This is a genomic window from Kribbella sp. NPDC054772, from assembly GCF_053611945.1.
On the sequence record NZ_JBSHBJ010000062.1, the window covers coordinates 1 to 17102 of the forward strand.

A 17102-nucleotide genomic window follows, 5' to 3' on the forward strand; every position below is an offset into this window, starting at 1 on the left:
CTGATGTACAACGCCGACGACTGGAACACCCTCGGCGTGGGGGCGCCCCCCCCCCGCGGGGAAGGCCGCGGCCCCGGCCCCAAAGGCGGGTGACCCGGGGGGCGGCCCCACGCGGTAGCCCGGGGCCCCCCCCCCCCGCGGGGGGCCCCCCCCCCCTTCGCCGTTGTCGCGGCCTAATCTGAGGACGTGGCCGACAGTCCGCGGTACAGCCGGCCGGGCGAGGAACCCGGCGAGCGGCTCGACCGCCAGTTGAACGAACTGCTCCAGGAGCTCCGGCTCGCCCAGGCCGGCACTCAGATCCTGTTCGCCTTCCTGCTCGGCATCGCCTTCCAGAACCGCTTCCAGGAAGCCGACCGCTTCATCCGCACCGTGTACGCCGCCACGCTGATCGCCGCCGCGCTCTCGGTCGGCCTGTTCGTGGCGCCGGTGTCCTTCCACCGCATCATCTACCGCCGGCAACTCCGGCACCGGATGCTCCCGATCGCCAGCCGGATGGCGATCGCGGGCCTGATGCTCGCGGTCCTCGCGCTCGCCGGCGGCCTGCTGATCGCCCTCGACGTCGTCCTCCGCCGCAACGTCGCGATCCTGGTCGTCGTCGTCGTCCTGGTCTGGTTCAGCATCATCTGGTTCGGCATCCCCGCCTGGGTCCGCCGCACTAGCGGAGACGAGGAATGACCTCGGTCGCGATCGTCTCCAGGGTGGATTCGGAGCCGGCGTAGATACCTTCGGCGCGGGGCCAGTGGGTGATGACGTCGGTGAAGCCGAGAGCGGCGGCCCGGCCCACCGCGTCCTCGAAGGCGCTGGGGCTGGACAGTGCGTAGAGCGCCGAGTCGAGCGACAGATAACGGTCGAGGTGCCGGCCCTCGAGGAGGTCGTCCAGCCGGTGGCTGAGGTCCGCAACGGAGGCGAACCAGCTGTCCTGGTCGTCGCCCGCCCCACCGGTCGTCATCCAGCCGTCGCCGTTCTGGGCAGCGAAGCGGAGTGACCGCGGTCCGTTACCGGCCAGGATGAACGGGACCCGGGGCTTCTGGACGCACCCGGGCAGCGTGCGGCCGTTGCGCGTCTCGAAGTACTCGCCCTTGAAGTCCACGCCGTCGGTGGTCAGCAACGTGTCGAGGAGCTTCACGAACTCCTGGTAGCGGTCCTGCTTCTGTCGTGCGGTCAGGTCCGGGCCGCCCTGGATGGTCGCATCCAGGCTGCCGCCGGCGCCGATCCCGGCCAGGAACCGGCCGTCGGACACGTCGTCGATTGCCAGGATGTCACGGGTCAGCGACAGCGGGTGCCGGAAGTTCGGCGACGTCACGAAGGTGCCGAGCTTGATCGTCGACGTGACCAGCGCGGCGGCGGTCAGCGTCGGCGTCGTCCCGTACCACGGTGAGTCCTGGAGACCGCTCCAGGTCAGGTGGTCGTAGGTCCACGCGTGGTCGAACCCGTACTCCTCGGCCCGGCGCCACCGTGGCGCGGCGTCCGTCCAGCGGTACTCCGGCAGAATCGCGATCCCAAAACGCATGACCGCACCCTATCGAGTGTGGCCGAAACCACGATTGTTGCGTTTTGCCACGATCTCCGACACGGTCGGAAGGCACTTTTCCCCCTTTCACCGAACGGAGGCGCGCCCACAGCGAGGCGTGACATCACCTGTGGCGATCGATATCGACAGCCCGGCAGAGACTCCCGACCACGCATCACACCCCGCAATTGCGACACCACCACCGCCCGGCAGCCGAAGTCACGGTTCCGGTCTCGACCGGGTGACCTTCGGCGTCACCGCGGTCATCGCCCTGGCCTTCGTGGCCTGGGGCATCGTCGACGCCACCGGCCTCGGTACGGCGTCCACCTCGGCCCTCGGATGGGTCGAGCAGAACACCGGCTGGCTGTTCGTGCTGCTGGCCTCCGGCTTCGTCGTCTACGTGATCTGGCTGGCCGCCGGCCGGTACGGGCGGATCCCGCTCGGGCGCGACGACGAGAAACCCGAGTTCAAGACCGTGTCCTGGGTGGCGATGATGTTCAGCGCCGGCATGGGCATCGGCCTGATGTTCTTCGGCGTGAGCGAGCCGCTCTCGCACTTCACCAGTCCCCCGCCCGGCACCGTCGAGGGCGGGTCGTCCAAGGCCCTCGAGACCGCGATGGCGACCACGCTGTTCCACTGGACGCTGCACCCGTGGGCGATCTACGCGGTCGTCGGGATCGCGATCGCGTACGGCACGTTCCGGCGTGGCCGGTCGCAGCTGATCAGCGCCGCGTTCGCGCCGTTGCTCGGACGCCGTACCGAAGGTCCGATCGGCAAGGTGATCGACGGGCTCGCGATCTTCGCGACGCTGTTCGGTTCCGCGGCGTCGCTCGGACTCGGAGCGCTGCAGATCGGGTCCGGTATCCGGATCCTCGGCTGGCTGGACAAGACCGGTAACGGCGTCATGATCGGCGTCATCACCATCCTGACCGCGGCGTTCGTCGCGTCGGCGGTGTCCGGCGTCGCCAAGGGCATCCAGTGGCTCTCGAACATCAACATGGTGCTGGCCGTCGTGTTGGCCGTGTTCGTGTTCGTGGTCGGCCCGACCGTACTGATCCTGAACCTGGTGCCGACCGCGATCGGCGACTACTTCCGCGACCTGGCCGACATGGCGGCCCGGACGGAGGCGAGTGGCGGCGACGCGATGGCCAAGTGGCTGTCCGGCTGGACCGTCTTCTACTGGGCCTGGTGGATCTCGTGGACGCCGTTCGTCGGCATGTTCATCGCGCGGATCAGCCGCGGCCGGACGATCCGCCAGTTCGTCACCGGCGTCCTGCTGGTGCCGTCACTGGTCAGCCTGGTGTGGTTCTGCATCTTCGGCGGTACGGCGATCGACATCCAGCGTGGTGGCGCCGACATCGCCGGTGAGTCGACCACCGAGGGACAGCTGTTCGGCATGCTCGATCACATCCCGCTCACCTCGGTGACCACGATCCTGGTCGTCATGCTGGTCGCGATCTTCTTCGTGTCCGGAGCGGACGCGGCGTCGATCGTGATGGGCACGCTGTCCGAGCGTGGCGCGATCGAGCCGAAGAAGCCGCTGGTCATCTTCTGGGGCGTGCTGACCGGAGCAGTCGCCGCGGTCATGCTGCTCGCCGGCGGAGGCGGTGCGGACGCCTTGCAAGGCCTGCAGAACCTCACGATCGTCGCGGCGTTGCCGTTCGCGGTCGTGATGGTTGGACTAGCGGTCGCGCTTGCCAAGGACCTGCGTACCGATCCCTTGATGCTGCGGAGCGAGATCGGCTCGGAGGCGGTCGAGGCGGCGGTCATCGAAGGCGTCAGCAACCACGGCGAGGACTTCACACTTGTGGTCACCGGCAACGGTGAGACACAGGACGACGGAGCTGAGAAGGAAGTAGCTAAGAAGTAGGCGTCGGGAATGTGGCTAGGGAGCTGGTCCCGATGCTTCCTAGCCACACCTTCCCGTCGCGTTCGCGGACGCCTGTCGGCATGTGGAAGTCCGGGTGCTTGGCCCGCAGGTCGTGCACCAGCGCGCCGGTCTCGTCGTACGCCTGGATCTCGATGATGTCCGCGGCCTTCGGCTTCAAGGCATCCGGCAGCGCCCAGACGAGCTTGCGGAACACCGGCTGCTTCGGCAGCAGGAAGTCCAGTACGGCGTTCCGCGGCGAGCCGACCGCGACCCAGATCAACCCGTCCGACCCGCGGGCGATGTTGTCGGGCAGCCCGGGGATCGCGGCGATCTGCACCGGCTCGGCACCCTCGGTCGTCACGTCGAGCTTGTAGAGGCCGTACGTCGCCGTCTCCGCCCAGAACACCGTCCGCTGGTCCGCGCTCAACGCCACGCCGTTCGGGAAGCCCCGTCCGGTCGCGAGCCGCGTCACCTCCCCATCCGGCGTACGGCGGTACACGCTGCCGGTCGTGGTGTGTTCGAGCAGGTCGGCCATCCAGTCGTCGATGCCGAACCGGGTCGAGGAGTCGGTGAAGTAGATCGTGCCGTCCTCGGTGACGTCCGCGTTGTTGCAGAACCGCATCGGGCGGCCGTCGATCTCGGACAGCAGGGTCGCGACCCGGTTGTCCTTGTCGAGTGTCAGCAGGCCGCGGTTCGCGTCGCAGATCAGTACCTTGCCGTCCGGCAACCATTCGAGGCCGAGCGGCCGGCCGCCGGTGTCGGCGAGCGTGCTGATCGTCTTCCCGTCGGCGCTGACGCGCAGGATCCGGCCGTCGTACAGGCCGGTCAGCACGCTGCCGTCGCTGTCGATCAGCGTGTCCTCGGGGCCGGCACCGGGCAGCGCGACGACGTCCACGTCGACGTTCACCGGGTACCGGGTCGGCGGCGCGGGCGGCGGGGTCCAGCGGACGGGCGCGATCGACGACTTCATGCCGCCGACCTTAGCGCGCTGCGTCGATCCGCTCACACACGGCACACAACGGACCAGCCCGGGCCGACAAGAGTCGGTCCGGGCTGCGCCGTCGTACTGCTAGAAGATGATCTCGCCGCGGGCGCGGCGGGCGCGCAACTTCTCCAGGGCCTCGTCGAGGATCTCCTGGGCCTCCTGCTCGGAGCGGCGCTCCTTCACATAGGCCAGGTGCGTCTTGTAGGGCTCGATCTTCGGCGGCGGAGGCGGGTTGTTCACATCGGTGCTGGTCGGCAGACCACACCGTGGACAGTCCCACTCCTCCGGAATGGCCGCCTCGACCGCGAACCAGGTCGCGGTCTCGTGCCCGTTCGCACAGAAGAACACGATGCGCTGCCGGGGCGCGGTGTCGCCGCGCTCCGCCTCGCCCATCGGCCCGGCACCGACCCGGCTGCCACGAATCGCACTGCCACCACCAGCCACGGGAACCTACTCCCCCTCAGCCGAGCTTGTACAGCAGGCCGACCGCGACGATCGACGCGAACCAGATCAGTCCGACACCGATCGTGATCCGGTCCAGGTTCCGCTCGGCGACCGAGGAGCCGCCGAGGCTCGACGACACACCGCCGCCGAACAGGTCCGAGAGGCCGCCACCGCGGCCTTTGTGCAGCAGCACCAGCAGCGTCAGGAACAGGCTGCAGACGATCACGACGATCGAGAAAGCGAGAATCACGAGGAGTAGCCTAACTGAAGGTCCAGGTAACGGCAGATGCCGGCGAACTCGTCCACCTGGAGGCTTGCACCTCCGACCAGGCAGCCGTCGACATCCGGTTGGGCCATGATGCCACCTGCGCTGGCCATCTTCACCGATCCGCCGTAAAGAATCCGTACCGAGTCGGCGACCGAGGGTGAAATCGTCTCCTCGAGCCGGCCACGGATGGCGGCGATAACCTCCTGCGCGTCGTCCGGGGTCGCGACCTCGCCGGTGCCGATCGCCCAGACCGGCTCGTAGGCGATCACGAGCTTGCGGACGTCGTCCTGCTTCAGTCCGGCCAGCGCCGCGTCGATCTGCGTGAGGCAGTGGTCGACGTGGCCGTCGGCCTTGCGGACCTCCAGGCCCTCACCCACACAGACGATCGGAATCAGCCCGGCCTCGAGGGCCTTCGTGGTCTTGGCGTTGACAACCGCGTCGGTCTCGTTGTGGTACTGCCGGCGCTCGGAGTGACCGGTGAGCACGTAGGTGCAGCCGAGCTTGGTCAGCATCGACGCCGAGATCTCGCCGGTGTACGCGCCGGAGTCGTGCGTGGACACGTCCTGGGCGCCGTACTTGATCTTCATCCGGTCACCGTCGATGAGCGTCTGCACGCTGCGGATGTCGGTGAACGGCGGCAGCACCGCCACCTCGACCCGCTCGAAGTCGTGCTTCTTGTCCTGCAGCGTCCAGCTCAGCTTCTGCAGCAGGTGCACGGCCTCGACATGGTTCAGGTTCATCTTCCAGTTGCCCGCCATCAACGGCGTACGGGCAGCTGCGCTCTCGGCGGCCATGGGTGTCAGTCCTCTTCCAGTACGGCGAGACCCGGGAGCTCCTTGCCCTCCAGGTATTCCAGCGACGCGCCACCACCGGTGGAGATGTGGCCGAACGCGTCGTCGGCGAAGCCTAGCTGCCGTACGGCGGCCGCGGAGTCACCGCCACCGACGACACTCAGCCCGTCCACCTCGGTCAACGCCTGCGCGACCGCCTTCGTTCCGCCGGCGAACGCGGCCATCTCGAAGACGCCCATCGGACCGTTCCAGAACACGGTCTTCGCGGCCGCGATCTCGGCGGCGAACGCCTTGCCGGAGTCCGGGCCGATGTCCAGACCGAGCTGGTCGGCGGGCATCGCGTCGGCGGCCACCACCGTGGCCGGGGAGTCGGCCTTGAGCTCGGGCGCGACCACGATGTCGGTCGGCAGCACGATCTCGACACCCTTGGCCTGCGCGGTCTCCAGGTAGCCCTTGACCACGTCGAGCTGGTCGTCCTCGAGCAGGCTCTTGCCGACCTCGTGGCCCTGCGCCTTCAGGAAGGTGAAGACCATGCCGCCACCGATCAGCAGCTTGTCGGCCTTCGCGATCAGGTTGTCGATCACCGCGAGCTTGTCCGACACCTTCGCGCCGCCGAGCACGACGACGTACGGGCGGGCCGGCTCCTCGGTGAGCTTCTTCAGCACCTCGACCTCGGCGAGTACCAGGCCGCCGGCGGCGTGCGGGAGCTTCCGCGCGACGTCGTACACACTGGCCTGCTTGCGGTGCACGACACCGAAGCCGTCGCTGACGAACACATCGGCGAGCGCGGCGAGCTCCTCGGCCAGCGCGGCACGCTGCGCCTCGTCCTTGCTCTCCTCGCGCGGGTCGTAGCGCACGTTCTCCAGCAGGAGAACCTCACCCTCGTCCAGATCCTGTACGGCGGACTGCGCAGCGTCGCCCGTGACGTCGCCGGCGAAGTGCACCGTGATGCCCTCGGGCTGCAGCAGCTCGCCGAGCCGCTTGGCCACCGGGGCCAGCGTGTAGGCCGGGTTCGGCTCGCCCTTCGGACGGCCGAGGTGCGCGGTCACGATCACCTTGGCGCCGGCCTTGGCCAGCGTGATCAGCGTCGGCAGCGAGGCGCGGATGCGGCCGTCGTCGCCGATCACCTCGTCCTTGATCGGCACGTTCAGGTCGGACCGGACCAGCACCCGCAGGCCCGCCAGGTCACCCAGATCGTCGATGGTCTTCACAGGTCAGCTTTCCTCGAGATAGCGATGAGCCTGCGTCCGGTGGACACCAGGTCGGCCGGACGCAGGCTGCGATTCGTGAAGCTAAGGAACAGGATCAGAGCGAGGCGCCGACGTGGTTGACCAGGTCGACGAGGCGGTTCGAGTAGCCCCACTCGTTGTCGTACCAGCCGACGACCTTGACCTGGCTGCCGAGCACCTTGGTCAGGCCCGCGTCGAAGATGCAGGACGCCGGGTCGGTGACGATGTCGGTGGAGACGATCTCGTCCTCGGTGTACTTCAGGAAGCCCTTCAGCGGGCCCTCGGCGGCGGCCTTCACCGCGGCGTTGACCTCCTCGACCGAGGTCTCACGGCCGACGTTCACGGTCAAGTCGGTGGCCGAACCGGTCGGGGTCGGAACGCGCAGCGCGTAGCCGTCGAGCTTGCCCTTCAGCTCCGGCAGCACCAGGCCGATCGCCTTCGCGGCACCGGTGGAGGTCGGCACGATGTTCAGGGCCGCGGCGCGGGCGCGACGCAGGTCCTTGTGCGGGCCGTCCTGCAGGTTCTGGTCCTGGGTGTACGCGTGGATCGTGGTCATCAGACCCTGCTCGATCGTGAACGCGTCGTGGATCGCCTTCGCCATCGGGGCCAGGCAGTTCGTCGTGCAGGACGCGTTCGAGATCACGGTGTGCTTCTCGGCGTCGTACAGGTCGTGGTTCACACCCATCACGATGGTCAGGTCCTCGTTCTTCGCCGGGGCGGAGATGATGACCTTCTTGGCGCCGTTGTCGGCGTGCGTCTTGGCCTTGGTGGCGTCGGTGAAGAAACCGGTCGACTCGATCACCACGTCGGCGCCGACGTCCGACCACTTCAGGTTCGCGGGGTCGCGCTCGGCGAAGGCCTTGAAGCTCTTGCCGGCGACGGTGATGTCGTCATCGGTCGCGGACACCTCGCCCGGGAAGCGGCCCAGGATCGAGTCGTACTTCAGCAGGTGAGCGAGAGTCTGGTTGTCGGTCAAGTCGTTGACGGCGACGACCTCGATGTCGGCACCGGACGCCTGCACGGCGCGGAAGAAGTTACGGCCGATCCGGCCGAAGCCGTTGATACCTACGCGTACGGTCACGGGACTACGTCTCCTCAAACTAGCTGTCGAGCACTGCCGCTACAGCCCGAAGACTAGCCCAAGAGCCCACCCGATCAACTGGTAGCGTCCAGATGAGACCAGGTGCTCTTTTTCGATCCTTCAGACCAGACCACTTGCTGGTACGAAAAACGGCGATTTCCGGAGCATCTCTCCAGAAACCGCCGTTCCACTCCCCCGGAACACCTTGTTCACCTAGCCGCGCCGCCCAGTTCACCGCGCAGGCAGGTGTCAACGCCCGAAAGCCTGCGCCGTTCCTCGGGTCGGTGCGACAACACCCGGCCGGTCCTCCGCCGGCTCGGCCTTGTCGGCCACCGCGTCCGACGCCGGCGGCCGCCCGTCGTTCAGCAGCCGATGCACGAACGCGGCATCACCGGCCGCACCAACGCCCAGCGCACCCTTCACCCAGTCGAGCCGACCGGGAGCTTCCTGGAACCCGTCGTCCGGCCAGTTCGGCGCCGCCTGCTCCGGGTCCGCAACCATCTTGTTCTTGGCCGCTTCCTCGGCCTGCTTCCGACGGAGCTCGGCAAGTTCCGCTTGCTGCCGTGCGGTGTTCAGCAGGTTCTCGGTCTTCACGCGTTCGAGATCGTCGCGGGCCCTGGCCTCGTCGCTCGCGTCGCCCATCGGTCAGGCCGGGTCGAGCATGTCCGGGGTGAGGTTGGCTTCGGTGTTCGGGACGCCGAGGTCCGAGGCGCGCTTGTCGGCCATCGCGAGCAGGCGACGGATCCGGCCCGCTACCGCGTCCTTGGTGAGTGCCGGCTCATGCAACTGGCCGAGCTCCTCGAGGCTCGCCTGTTTGTGCTCCAGCCGCAGCTTGCCCGCGATCTGCAGGTGATCCGGTACGTCGTCGCCGAGAATCTCCAACGCACGCTCGACGCGGGCACCGGCCGCGACCGCGGCGCGCGCGGAGCGACGCAGGTTCGCGTCGTCGAAGTTCGCGAGCCGGTTCGCCGTCGCCCGTACTTCGCGACGCATCCGGCGCTCCTCCCACGCCAGCACCGATTCGTGCGCACCGAGCCGCGTCAGCAGGGCACCGATCGCGTCACCGTCGCGGATCACCACGCGGTCCACGTTCCGTACCTCGCGCGCCTTCGAACCGATCCCGAGCCGCCGAGCCGCGCCAACCAGCGCCAGCGCCGCCTCCGGACCGGGACAGGTCACCTCGAGCGACGACGAACGCCCCGGCTCGGTCAGCGAACCATGCGCGAGGAAAGCACCGCGCCAGGCCGCCACCGCATCGCAGGACGCACCCGAGACGACCGCCGGCGGCAGGCCGCGAACCGGACGGCCGCGGTTGTCCACCAGGCCGGTCTGCCGCGCCAGCGCGTCACCGTCACGAACGACGCGAACGACGTACTTCGTCTGCTTGCGGATCCCGGACGGGGAGATCACCACCACGTCCGACGGGTGTCCGAAGATCTCGGCGATGTCCTTGCGCAGCCGCCGTGCCGCGGCGCCACTGTCCAGTTCGGCCTCGACCACGATCCGGCCCGACACCAAATGCAGCCCGCCGGCGAACCGCAGGATCGACGAGACCTCGGCCTTACGGCAACACGGTTTCGTCACCTGAATACTGGTCAGCTCGGACTTCACCTGTGCTGTCATCGCCATAGAAAGCATCCTCCCACCCATGTCAAAGACCCTCGGACGACCAACGGGCGGCGGCCTTTCCGGTTACGGCGCTCGGATCGGTTGCAACCTTCCGCACCGATGCTCGCGTTACTCAGGCGACATCGTGGGAGGAGGGGCATGAAGGCATCGGACGAAGCCGAGTTCACCGAGTTCGCGAGCGGCATGATTCGGCGGTTGCGCAGAACGGCGTACTTGATGTGCGGCGACTGGCATCGGGCCGAGGACGCGGCCCAGGACGCGCTGGTCAAGGTGTACCAGCGCTGGCATCGGATCGACCGCGCCCAAGGTCTGAACAGCTACACGCACAAGTGCCTGGTCACAGCGGTCTTGAACCAGGCGCGCAGGCCGTGGCGCCGCGAGCGACTGGTCGACACCGACGATCCGATCGTCCCGGCTGATCCGCTCGGCACAGTCGACGACCGGATGCTCGTCGTCCAGGCACTCGCCGCACTGCCACCGAGCCAGCGGGCGTGCGTCGTCCTCCGGTACTACACCGACCTCAGCCTCGAACAGACCGCCGACGTTCTGGGCGTCGGCGTCGGCGGCGTGAAGAGTCAGACCTCCCGCGGCCTCACCCGCCTCCGCGAGATCCTCGGCGAAAGGACTCCATCATGACCACTGACCTCGAACGCCGCCTCGCCGAAGCTGCTGACGACACCGACCGGCCGCTGCACCTCTCGGTCGACGACATCGTCCGCCGCGGGCGCACGTCCGTACGGCGACGTCGCGTCGCAGCGATCGCATCCGCGGCCGTCGCCGTCGTGGCTGTCGCCGGCGCGGTCAACGCCTGGCCGATCCACCAGGCCGATCCGGCCCCGGTAGCAGGGACTCCGACCAGCACGGTGACCATCGACGTCAAGACCGGCAAGGTCCTCCAGCCCGCGCCGCCGATCAGCCCGCTGAGCGACGACGCCATCCGCCAACGGTGCGCAACTGCGGACCATACGCCCGCCTCCTGGGACAAGTCCGGTCCGATCGACGGCGCCTGGGACGTCGTCCTCAAGACGGGCGTCGGCGAGCGCTTCTACGCCGTACTCCTGTCCGCGGACCACAGTGTCGCCGCAGGCTGCGAACAGGAAGGCGGCGGCCACGTGTCAGCGGCGCGGCAAGACCTGGTGAATCGGCACGGCGACGACCTGCTCCCGCGGTGGACCGACTCGAGCCGCGGGCCGACGAGCCTCGTGACCGTTGTCGCCGACACCCCTGACGGCAGGGTGCGGGCCGGGCTGGTCGGCCGTGAAGGCTTCTTCGCGTTCGGCAGGCAGGGCTACGACCCGAGCGCCCCGAAGTCGCTGGTCCGCGGGTACGACGCCGCCGGTCGGCAGGTGCTGGAACGCAGACTCGTCCTTCCGGCTAGTTGAGGATCTCGCGGTAGACCTTCGCCAGTTTGTCCGGCGCGTGGTGCATGTCGCGGTCGTCGTCGGCGATGTCCGCGATCACCAGCTCGGCCCCGAGGGACTGCGCCGTACGGCGGAGTGACTCGGGGTCGGGCACGTGACCGGTATCGGCGAGGACAACGTCGACGCGGAGATCCGGCGCGTGCGCGGCCAGCACCTCCAGGTGCGTCTCCGGCGAGAAGCCGTCGGTCTCGCCCTTCTGCTCCCCCAGGTTCAACGTCAGGAGCCGGCGCGCGCTCGTCCGCTCCAGGCCGCGACTGAGCTCAGGGACCAGGAGATTCGGTATGACGGACGTGAACCACGACCCCGGACCCACCACGACCCAATCAGCTTCTGCAACAGCAACCAGAGCCTCGGGACAAGCCGGCGGGTCGGCCGGGTCGAGCGCGACGTCGACCACATGACCTTCGGTCGTCGCCACCTCGGCCTGACCCCGGATCTCCGTGATCGCCTCCGGGTGCTCCGGATCCAGCCCGAGCACCCGAGCGGTGATGTCCAGCGGTACGGCGGACATCGGCAGCACCCGGCCCTGCGCACCGAGCAGCCGGGCCACCCAGTCCAGTCCGTCGACCGCTTCGCCGAGCAGCTCCCACAACGCGACGATCAGCAGGTTGCCGACCGCGTGGTCGTGCAGTTCACCGTTGCTGCGGAAGCGATGTTGCAGGACGTCGGCCCACGTCCGCCCCCATTCGTCGTCGCGGCAGAGCGCGGCGAGCGCCATCCGCAGATCGCCCGGCGGCAGTACGCCGAGTTCCTGGCGCAACCGCCCCGACGAGCCGCCGTTGTCGGCGACCGTAACGACCGCGGTCAGCTGATCGGTGACATGACGCAGCGCGGACAGGGACGCGGCCAGGCCGTGTCCCCCACCCAGAGCAACTACTCGCGGAGCCCGCGTCACTCCCGCCCCAGATCTCGGTGTACCACCAACGTCGGTGAGCCCTTCTCGCGCAGCCTCCGGGCGATCTCTTCGGCCATCGCGACGCTGCGGTGCTTACCCCCGGTGCAGCCGATCGCGACGGTGACGAAGCGCTTGCCCTCGTTCAGGTAGCCGGTCCGCAGGGTGTCCAGCACGTCCACGTAGTTCTGCAGGAACTGCTGGGCCAGCGGATGGCCGAGCACGAAGTCTGACACAGGCTGGTCCTGCCCGGTCATCGGGCGCAGGTCGGGCTGCCAGTACGGGTTCGGGATGAAGCGCATGTCCGCGACCACGTCGGCGTCGACCGGGATGCCGTACTTGAACCCGAACGACACCACGGTCGCCCGGAGCTCGGCGTTCTCCTCGTCCCCGAAGGCGTTCACGATCTTCGCGGCGAGCTGGTGGATGTTCAGGCTCGAGGTGTCGATCACCAGGTCGGCGCCGGCCCGGATGTCGCCGAGCAGCTCCCGCTCGCGCTGGATACCGTCCAGCAGCCGACCCTCGCCTTGCAGCGGGTGCGGCCGCCGGACACTCTCCTGCCGGCGCACGATCACGTCGTCGGACGCCTCCAGGAACAGCGTCAGCGGGCGGAAGCCCTTCAGCCGCAGGTCGTGGATCGCCGAACTCAGCTCGTCGAAGAACAGGCCGGTCCGGACGTCGACGACGACCGCGAGCCGCGGTGCCGCGCCGGTCCCGACGACCTGCTCGACGATGGTGGTCAGGAACATCGGTGGCAGGTTGTCGACGACGAACCAGCCGAGGTCCTCCAGTACGTCGGCGACGGAGCTGCGTCCCGCGCCGGACATCCCGGACACGATGATCAGGTTGCCGTCCGTGTCGTCCATCAGTTCTCTGTTCTCCCTGGGTCCCCGTCGGGCGTCGCGGCCGGCGCCGGGACGTCGTCGTCCAGTATCTCGCCTGTGGCCGTGTTCACCGATGGCGCCCGGCCGGATTCCGCCTTCGTTGCGGCGACGTTCACCGCGAGTACGACGGACTCCGCCGTACGCCGCCCGAATCCGGGCAACGCCTCGACCTCGTCGATGGTGGCCGCGCGCAACTTCCGCAACGACCCGAAATGCCTCAGCAGTGTCTTCCGGCGGACCTCGCCCAGCCCCGGAACCTCGTCGAGAACGCTCTCCACCATGGACTTCGACCGCCGGTTGCGGTGGTGCGTGATGGCGAACCGGTGTGCCTCGTCACGGAGCCGCTGCAGCAGGTACAGCCCCTCGGAGGTGCGGGAGAAGATCACCGGATCCTCCTCGTCCGGCAGCCACACCTCCTCCAGCCGCTTGGCCAGACCGCACACCGGGATGTCACCGAGGCCGAGCTCGTCCATCGCCTGCCGCGCGGCCGCGACCTGCGGCGGACCACCGTCGACCACGACCAGACCGGGCGCGTACGAGAACTTCTTCGCCCGCCCGGTCTCCGGGTCGATCAGCGCCGCGGACGGGTCGTCCTCGCCCAGCCCGTCGCCCTGCTCACTGGCCTGCAACGTGGCCCGCTCGTCGAGCAGCCGCTTGAACCGCCGGGTCAGCACCTCGGCGATCGAGGCGACGTCGTTCTGCCCCTCGACGCCCTTGATCACGAACCGCCGGTACTCACTCTTGCGCGGCAGGCCGTCCTCGAAGACCACCATCGAGGCGACCACCTCGGTGCCCTGCAGGTTCGACACGTCGTAGCACTCGAGCCGCAGCGGCGCCTCGGGCAGGTCGAGCCCGGCCTGGATCTCCTCCAGCGCCTGGTTGCGGGTGGTCAGATCGCTGGCCCGCTTGGTCTTGTGCATCGTCAGCGTCTGCAGCGCGTTGCGCTCGACGGTCTCCATCAGCGCCTTCTTGTCGCCGCGCTGCGGGACCCGGATCGACACCCGCGCACCGCGGATGCCCTCGAGCCACTCGGTCAGCGCGTCGGCGTCGTCCGGCATCGTCGGAACCAGGATTTCCCGCGGGATCGCGTCGACGGAGTCGTCGGCGTACATCTGCTGGATGAAGCGGGAGACCAGGTCGGCGGTGGTCGCCGTACCGTCGGCCTTGTCGGCGATCCAGCCGCGTTCACCGCGGATCCGGCCGCCACGGACGTAGAAGATCTGCACGGCGACCTCGAGCGGGTCCTCGCTGAGCGCGATCACGTCCGTGTCGGTGCCGTCGCCGAGGACGACCGCGTTCTTGGCCAGCGCCTTCTCCAGGGCGGCCAGGTCGTCGCGGATCTTCGCGGCCCGCTCGTACTCCAGCTCGGCGGCCGCGGCCCTCATCTCCTTCTCCAGCCGGCGCACGTACGTCGCGGTCTGGCCGGACAGGAACGCCGCGAAGTCGTCGACGATCTGGCGGTGCTCCTCCTGGCTCACCTGACCGGTGCAGGGCGCGGCGCACTTGCCGATGTACCCGAGCAGGCAGGGCCGGCCGATCTGGCGGTGCCGGTTGAACACGCCCTTGCTGCACGAACGCATCGGGAACACCCGGAGCAGCAGGTCGACGGTCTCCCGGATCGCCCACGCGTGGCTGTACGGACCGAAGTATTTCACGCCCTTCTTCTTCTGGCCGCGGCCGACCATCACCCGCGGGTAGTCCTCGTTGAGGGTGATGGCGAGCCACGGGTACGACTTGTCGTCGCGGTACTTCACGTTGAAGCGCGGGTCGTACTCCTTGATCCAGGAGTACTCCAGCTGCAGCGACTCGACCTCGCTGCCGACGACGGTCCACTCGACCTTCGACGCGGTCGTCACCATCGCCTGCGTCCGGGGATGCAGGTTCACCAGGTCCTGGAAGTACGACGACAACCGGGCGCGCAGGTTCTTCGCCTTGCCGACGTAGATCACCCGGCCGGCGGAGTCGCTGAAGCGATAGACGCCGGGTGAGTCCGGGATCGATCCCGGAGCGGGACGGTAGGAGGACGGATCAGCCACCCAACCACCCTAGTTCGGGTCGCCGACAAATCCGGAATTCGGCCGAAGTCTCTATTGCAGCTTCAATGACAGACTTGAAGGTATGACCATCGAAGAACTGGATCGGATGTTCCGCTCGTACGACGGTGTCCGGGTGCTCGAGGCCCAGGACGACCTGTTCTACCTCTACGACCCCGCCGCCGACCTGCCACCGGAGCGGCAGCAACCGTTCGCCACCATCGTGACCGGCGACCACTACGAGAAGGTCTCCCGCCTCGACGAGCCCGGCGCCTTCCGGCTCAACCTCGGCCTGACCAAGGCGACGTACGTCGACCTGTTCGGGCCGCCACCGACCGAGCGCGACGCCGACTGGGTACTCGACTCGGGCCACGACTACGCGGCGCGCGACACCCTGATGCCGCATCCGTTCTATGCCGCGCAGCATTGGGTCGCGATCGTGAACCCCACCGGTCTGGACCAGCTGCAACCGTTGATCGAGGAGTCGTACGCCTTCGCGGCGCGGAAGTTCACCAACCAGCAGGCGCGCCAAACCCGGTGAAGATTGCGGTCGTGTTGCGGGTTGACTCATAAGCCTGGGTTGACCCCCGGCTGGGATGGGCGCGCTCCCTAGCGTGTGAACCAGGGTAGATGTGCAGGTCCTTTGCGTGAGGCAACAAGGCCCCGCGCTGACTCGAGGGAGTTCCGCCCATGTCCCCATTCCCCCGTGTACCACGCGCCGTGCTGTGTCGTTCTTTGGGCGCATTAGCCGCGTCCGCGCTAGCCGTCACCGGTGCGGTCGCCACCGCGGCCGGCAGTGACGCAGCCGAACCGGCACCGGTGTCGATCCGTGGCGCCGGCAACCCGAACGCGATCCCCGGCAGCTACATCGTCGTCCTGAAGGCGCAGCGCTCGCAGGCCCAGACCCGGGTCACCACGCAGGGCCTGGCCACCAGCTACGACGTGAAGGTCAAGGACCAGTACGAGTCCTCGATCAAGGGCTTCTCCGCCGCCATGAGTGAGGACCAGGCGAAGAAGCTGGCCGGTGACTCCCGGGTCGCCTATGTGCAGCAGAACCAGAAGATCAAGGTCAGCCAGGACAACCCGCCGTGGGGTCTGGACCGGGCCGACCAGCGCGACCTGCCGCTGGACAAGAAGTACGAGCCGTCGTCGGACGCGAAGAACGTCAACGTCTACGTGATCGACACCGGCATCTACGCCAAGCACAAGGACTTCGGTGACCGCGCCTCGGTCGGCACCGACACCGTCGGCGACGGCCAGAACGGCGTCGACTGCATGGGCCACGGCAGCCACGTGGCGGGCACCATCGCGGGCACGACGTACGGCCTGGCCAAGGGTGCGAAGATCATCGGTGTCCGGGTACTCGACTGCCAGGGCTCGGGTTCGACCGAGTCCGTGGTCGCCGGGATCGACTGGGTGACCAAGAACGCCAAGAAGCCCGCGGTGGCGAACATGAGCCTCGGCGGCGGCGCGGACGACGCGCTGGACGCGGCCGTCAAGGCCTCGGTCGGCGCCGGCGTCACCTACGCCGTTGCTGCGGGCAACGAAAGCGCGGACGCCTGCCAGGGCTCGCCGGCCCGGGAGCCCTCAGCGATCACCGTCGGCGCGACCGACAACCAGGACAAGCGCGCGGAGTTCTCGAACTTCGGCAAGTGCGTGGACCTGTTCGCGCCGGGTGTGGACATCACCTCGGTCGGGATCACCGACCCGGACTCGACGGCCAAGATGAGCGGTACGTCGATGGCCACGCCGCACGTCGCCGGTGGCGTCGCGCTGTACCTGGCCGACCACCCGGACGCCACGCCTGCCGACGTCGCGAAGGCGCTGGTCGCCAACGGGACGCCCGACAAGGTCGGCGACCCGGGCACGGGCTCGCCGAACAAGCTGTTGTTCGTCGGCAAGGCCGACCCCGCGCAGTCCTGACGCCGGTCTGACAATCCCCTGACCCTGATGCGGAAGGGCCCGGCCACCTGGCGGTTTCAAGGGGTCGTCGCAACACCGCCTTGGGTTCTAGGTGGTGAGTAGATCACGCAAACGCTCGGCTGGGGTGTCCCAGTCGAGCGTT

Annotated in this window: 18 protein-coding genes; 6 read left to right on the plus strand and 12 right to left on the minus strand. The window is 68.3% G+C overall.

Features of this window, described 5'->3' with window-relative positions:
• Window positions 1-186 precede the first annotated feature (186 nt).
• Window positions 187-675 carry a DUF6328 family protein gene (locus ACWGID_RS41000; RefSeq protein ID WP_452204801.1) on the plus strand — a complete coding sequence of 163 codons (489 nt, stop codon included), beginning with the start codon at window positions 187-189 and terminating at the stop codon, window positions 673-675.
• Here the strand turns inward: ACWGID_RS41000 and ACWGID_RS41005 are convergent.
• Window positions 656-1510, minus strand: a complete 855-nt coding sequence (locus ACWGID_RS41005; protein ID WP_452204802.1) for an LLM class flavin-dependent oxidoreductase — start codon at window positions 1508-1510, stop codon at window positions 656-658. The genes ACWGID_RS41000 and ACWGID_RS41005 overlap by 20 nt on opposite strands.
• 241 nt (window positions 1511-1751) lie before the next feature.
• Between ACWGID_RS41005 and ACWGID_RS41010 the strand changes: the two genes are divergently transcribed.
• Window positions 1752-3380: a BCCT family transporter gene (locus tag ACWGID_RS41010; protein WP_452204803.1), complete on the plus strand. Its 1629-nt coding sequence runs from the start codon at window positions 1752-1754 to the stop codon at window positions 3378-3380.
• Here the strand turns inward: ACWGID_RS41010 and ACWGID_RS41015 are convergent.
• From ACWGID_RS41015 to whiA, 8 genes are all read right to left on the minus strand, one after another.
• Window positions 3370-4350 (minus strand): SMP-30/gluconolactonase/LRE family protein, encoded by a 981-nt coding sequence (locus ACWGID_RS41015; protein ID WP_452204804.1) that lies wholly within the window; start codon window positions 4348-4350, stop codon window positions 3370-3372. The two genes, ACWGID_RS41010 and ACWGID_RS41015, sit on opposite strands and share 11 nt — an antisense overlap.
• Window positions 4351-4449: 99 nt before the next feature.
• The gene (locus ACWGID_RS41020; protein WP_387779667.1) at window positions 4450-4809 is read right to left on the minus strand and encodes an RNA polymerase-binding protein RbpA; all 360 of its coding nucleotides are present in this window, start codon (window positions 4807-4809) and stop codon (window positions 4450-4452) included.
• A 16-nt stretch (window positions 4810-4825) separates the two neighbouring features.
• Entirely contained in the window at window positions 4826-5059 is a 234-nt protein-coding gene (gene secG / locus ACWGID_RS41025) for a preprotein translocase subunit SecG (RefSeq protein ID WP_130448352.1), read from the minus strand.
• Window positions 5056-5871, minus strand: coding sequence for a triose-phosphate isomerase (tpiA, locus tag ACWGID_RS41030; RefSeq protein WP_452204805.1), 816 nt, complete (start codon window positions 5869-5871; stop codon window positions 5056-5058). The genes secG and tpiA overlap by 4 nt, the downstream gene beginning before the upstream one ends.
• A gap of 5 nt (window positions 5872-5876) precedes the next feature.
• The gene (locus ACWGID_RS41035) at window positions 5877-7079 is read right to left on the minus strand and encodes a phosphoglycerate kinase (protein WP_452204806.1); all 1203 of its coding nucleotides are present in this window, start codon (window positions 7077-7079) and stop codon (window positions 5877-5879) included.
• Window positions 7080-7173: 94 nt separating this feature from the next.
• Window positions 7174-8178, minus strand: coding sequence for a type I glyceraldehyde-3-phosphate dehydrogenase (gene gap, locus ACWGID_RS41040; RefSeq protein WP_452204807.1), 1005 nt, complete (start codon window positions 8176-8178; stop codon window positions 7174-7176).
• Window positions 8179-8427: 249 nt separating this feature from the next.
• Window positions 8428-8820 (minus strand): hypothetical protein, encoded by a 393-nt coding sequence (locus ACWGID_RS41045; RefSeq protein ID WP_452204808.1) that lies wholly within the window; start codon window positions 8818-8820, stop codon window positions 8428-8430.
• 3 nt (window positions 8821-8823) lie between these two features.
• Window positions 8824-9807 (minus strand): DNA-binding protein WhiA, encoded by a 984-nt coding sequence (whiA, locus tag ACWGID_RS41050; protein ID WP_452204809.1) that lies wholly within the window; start codon window positions 9805-9807, stop codon window positions 8824-8826.
• Between the two features lie 138 nt (window positions 9808-9945).
• Here whiA and ACWGID_RS41055 point away from each other — a divergent pair, with 138 nt between their 5' ends.
• A complete protein-coding gene (locus tag ACWGID_RS41055) occupies window positions 9946-10443 on the plus strand; it encodes a SigE family RNA polymerase sigma factor (RefSeq protein WP_452204810.1) in 498 nt (165 codons plus the stop codon).
• Entirely contained in the window at window positions 10440-11189 is a 750-nt protein-coding gene (locus ACWGID_RS41060) for a hypothetical protein (protein ID WP_452204811.1), read from the plus strand. The genes ACWGID_RS41055 and ACWGID_RS41060 overlap by 4 nt, the downstream gene beginning before the upstream one ends.
• On the opposite strand, the gene ACWGID_RS41065 is transcribed toward ACWGID_RS41060, so the two are convergent.
• From ACWGID_RS41065 to uvrC, 3 genes are read right to left on the minus strand one after another with little or no spacing between them, the layout of a single operon-like run.
• Complete coding sequence (locus ACWGID_RS41065) at window positions 11182-12123, minus strand: gluconeogenesis factor YvcK family protein (protein WP_452204812.1); 942 nt, start codon at window positions 12121-12123, stop codon at window positions 11182-11184. The two genes, ACWGID_RS41060 and ACWGID_RS41065, sit on opposite strands and share 8 nt — an antisense overlap.
• On the minus strand, window positions 12120-12986 hold the full coding sequence (gene rapZ, locus ACWGID_RS41070) for an RNase adapter RapZ (RefSeq protein ID WP_452204813.1): 867 nt from the start codon (window positions 12984-12986) through the stop codon (window positions 12120-12122). The genes ACWGID_RS41065 and rapZ overlap by 4 nt, the downstream gene beginning before the upstream one ends.
• The gene (uvrC, locus tag ACWGID_RS41075; RefSeq protein WP_452204815.1) at window positions 12986-15040 is read right to left on the minus strand and encodes an excinuclease ABC subunit UvrC; all 2055 of its coding nucleotides are present in this window, start codon (window positions 15038-15040) and stop codon (window positions 12986-12988) included. The genes rapZ and uvrC overlap by 1 nt, the downstream gene beginning before the upstream one ends.
• Window positions 15041-15122: 82 nt before the next feature.
• Here uvrC and ACWGID_RS41080 point away from each other — a divergent pair, with 82 nt between their 5' ends.
• Window positions 15123-15578 (plus strand): DUF6194 family protein, encoded by a 456-nt coding sequence (locus tag ACWGID_RS41080; RefSeq protein WP_452204817.1) that lies wholly within the window; start codon window positions 15123-15125, stop codon window positions 15576-15578.
• A gap of 194 nt (window positions 15579-15772) precedes the next feature.
• Window positions 15773-16960 (plus strand): S8 family peptidase, encoded by a 1188-nt coding sequence (locus tag ACWGID_RS41085; protein ID WP_452204818.1) that lies wholly within the window; start codon window positions 15773-15775, stop codon window positions 16958-16960.
• Window positions 16961-17102: the final 142 nt, after the last annotated feature.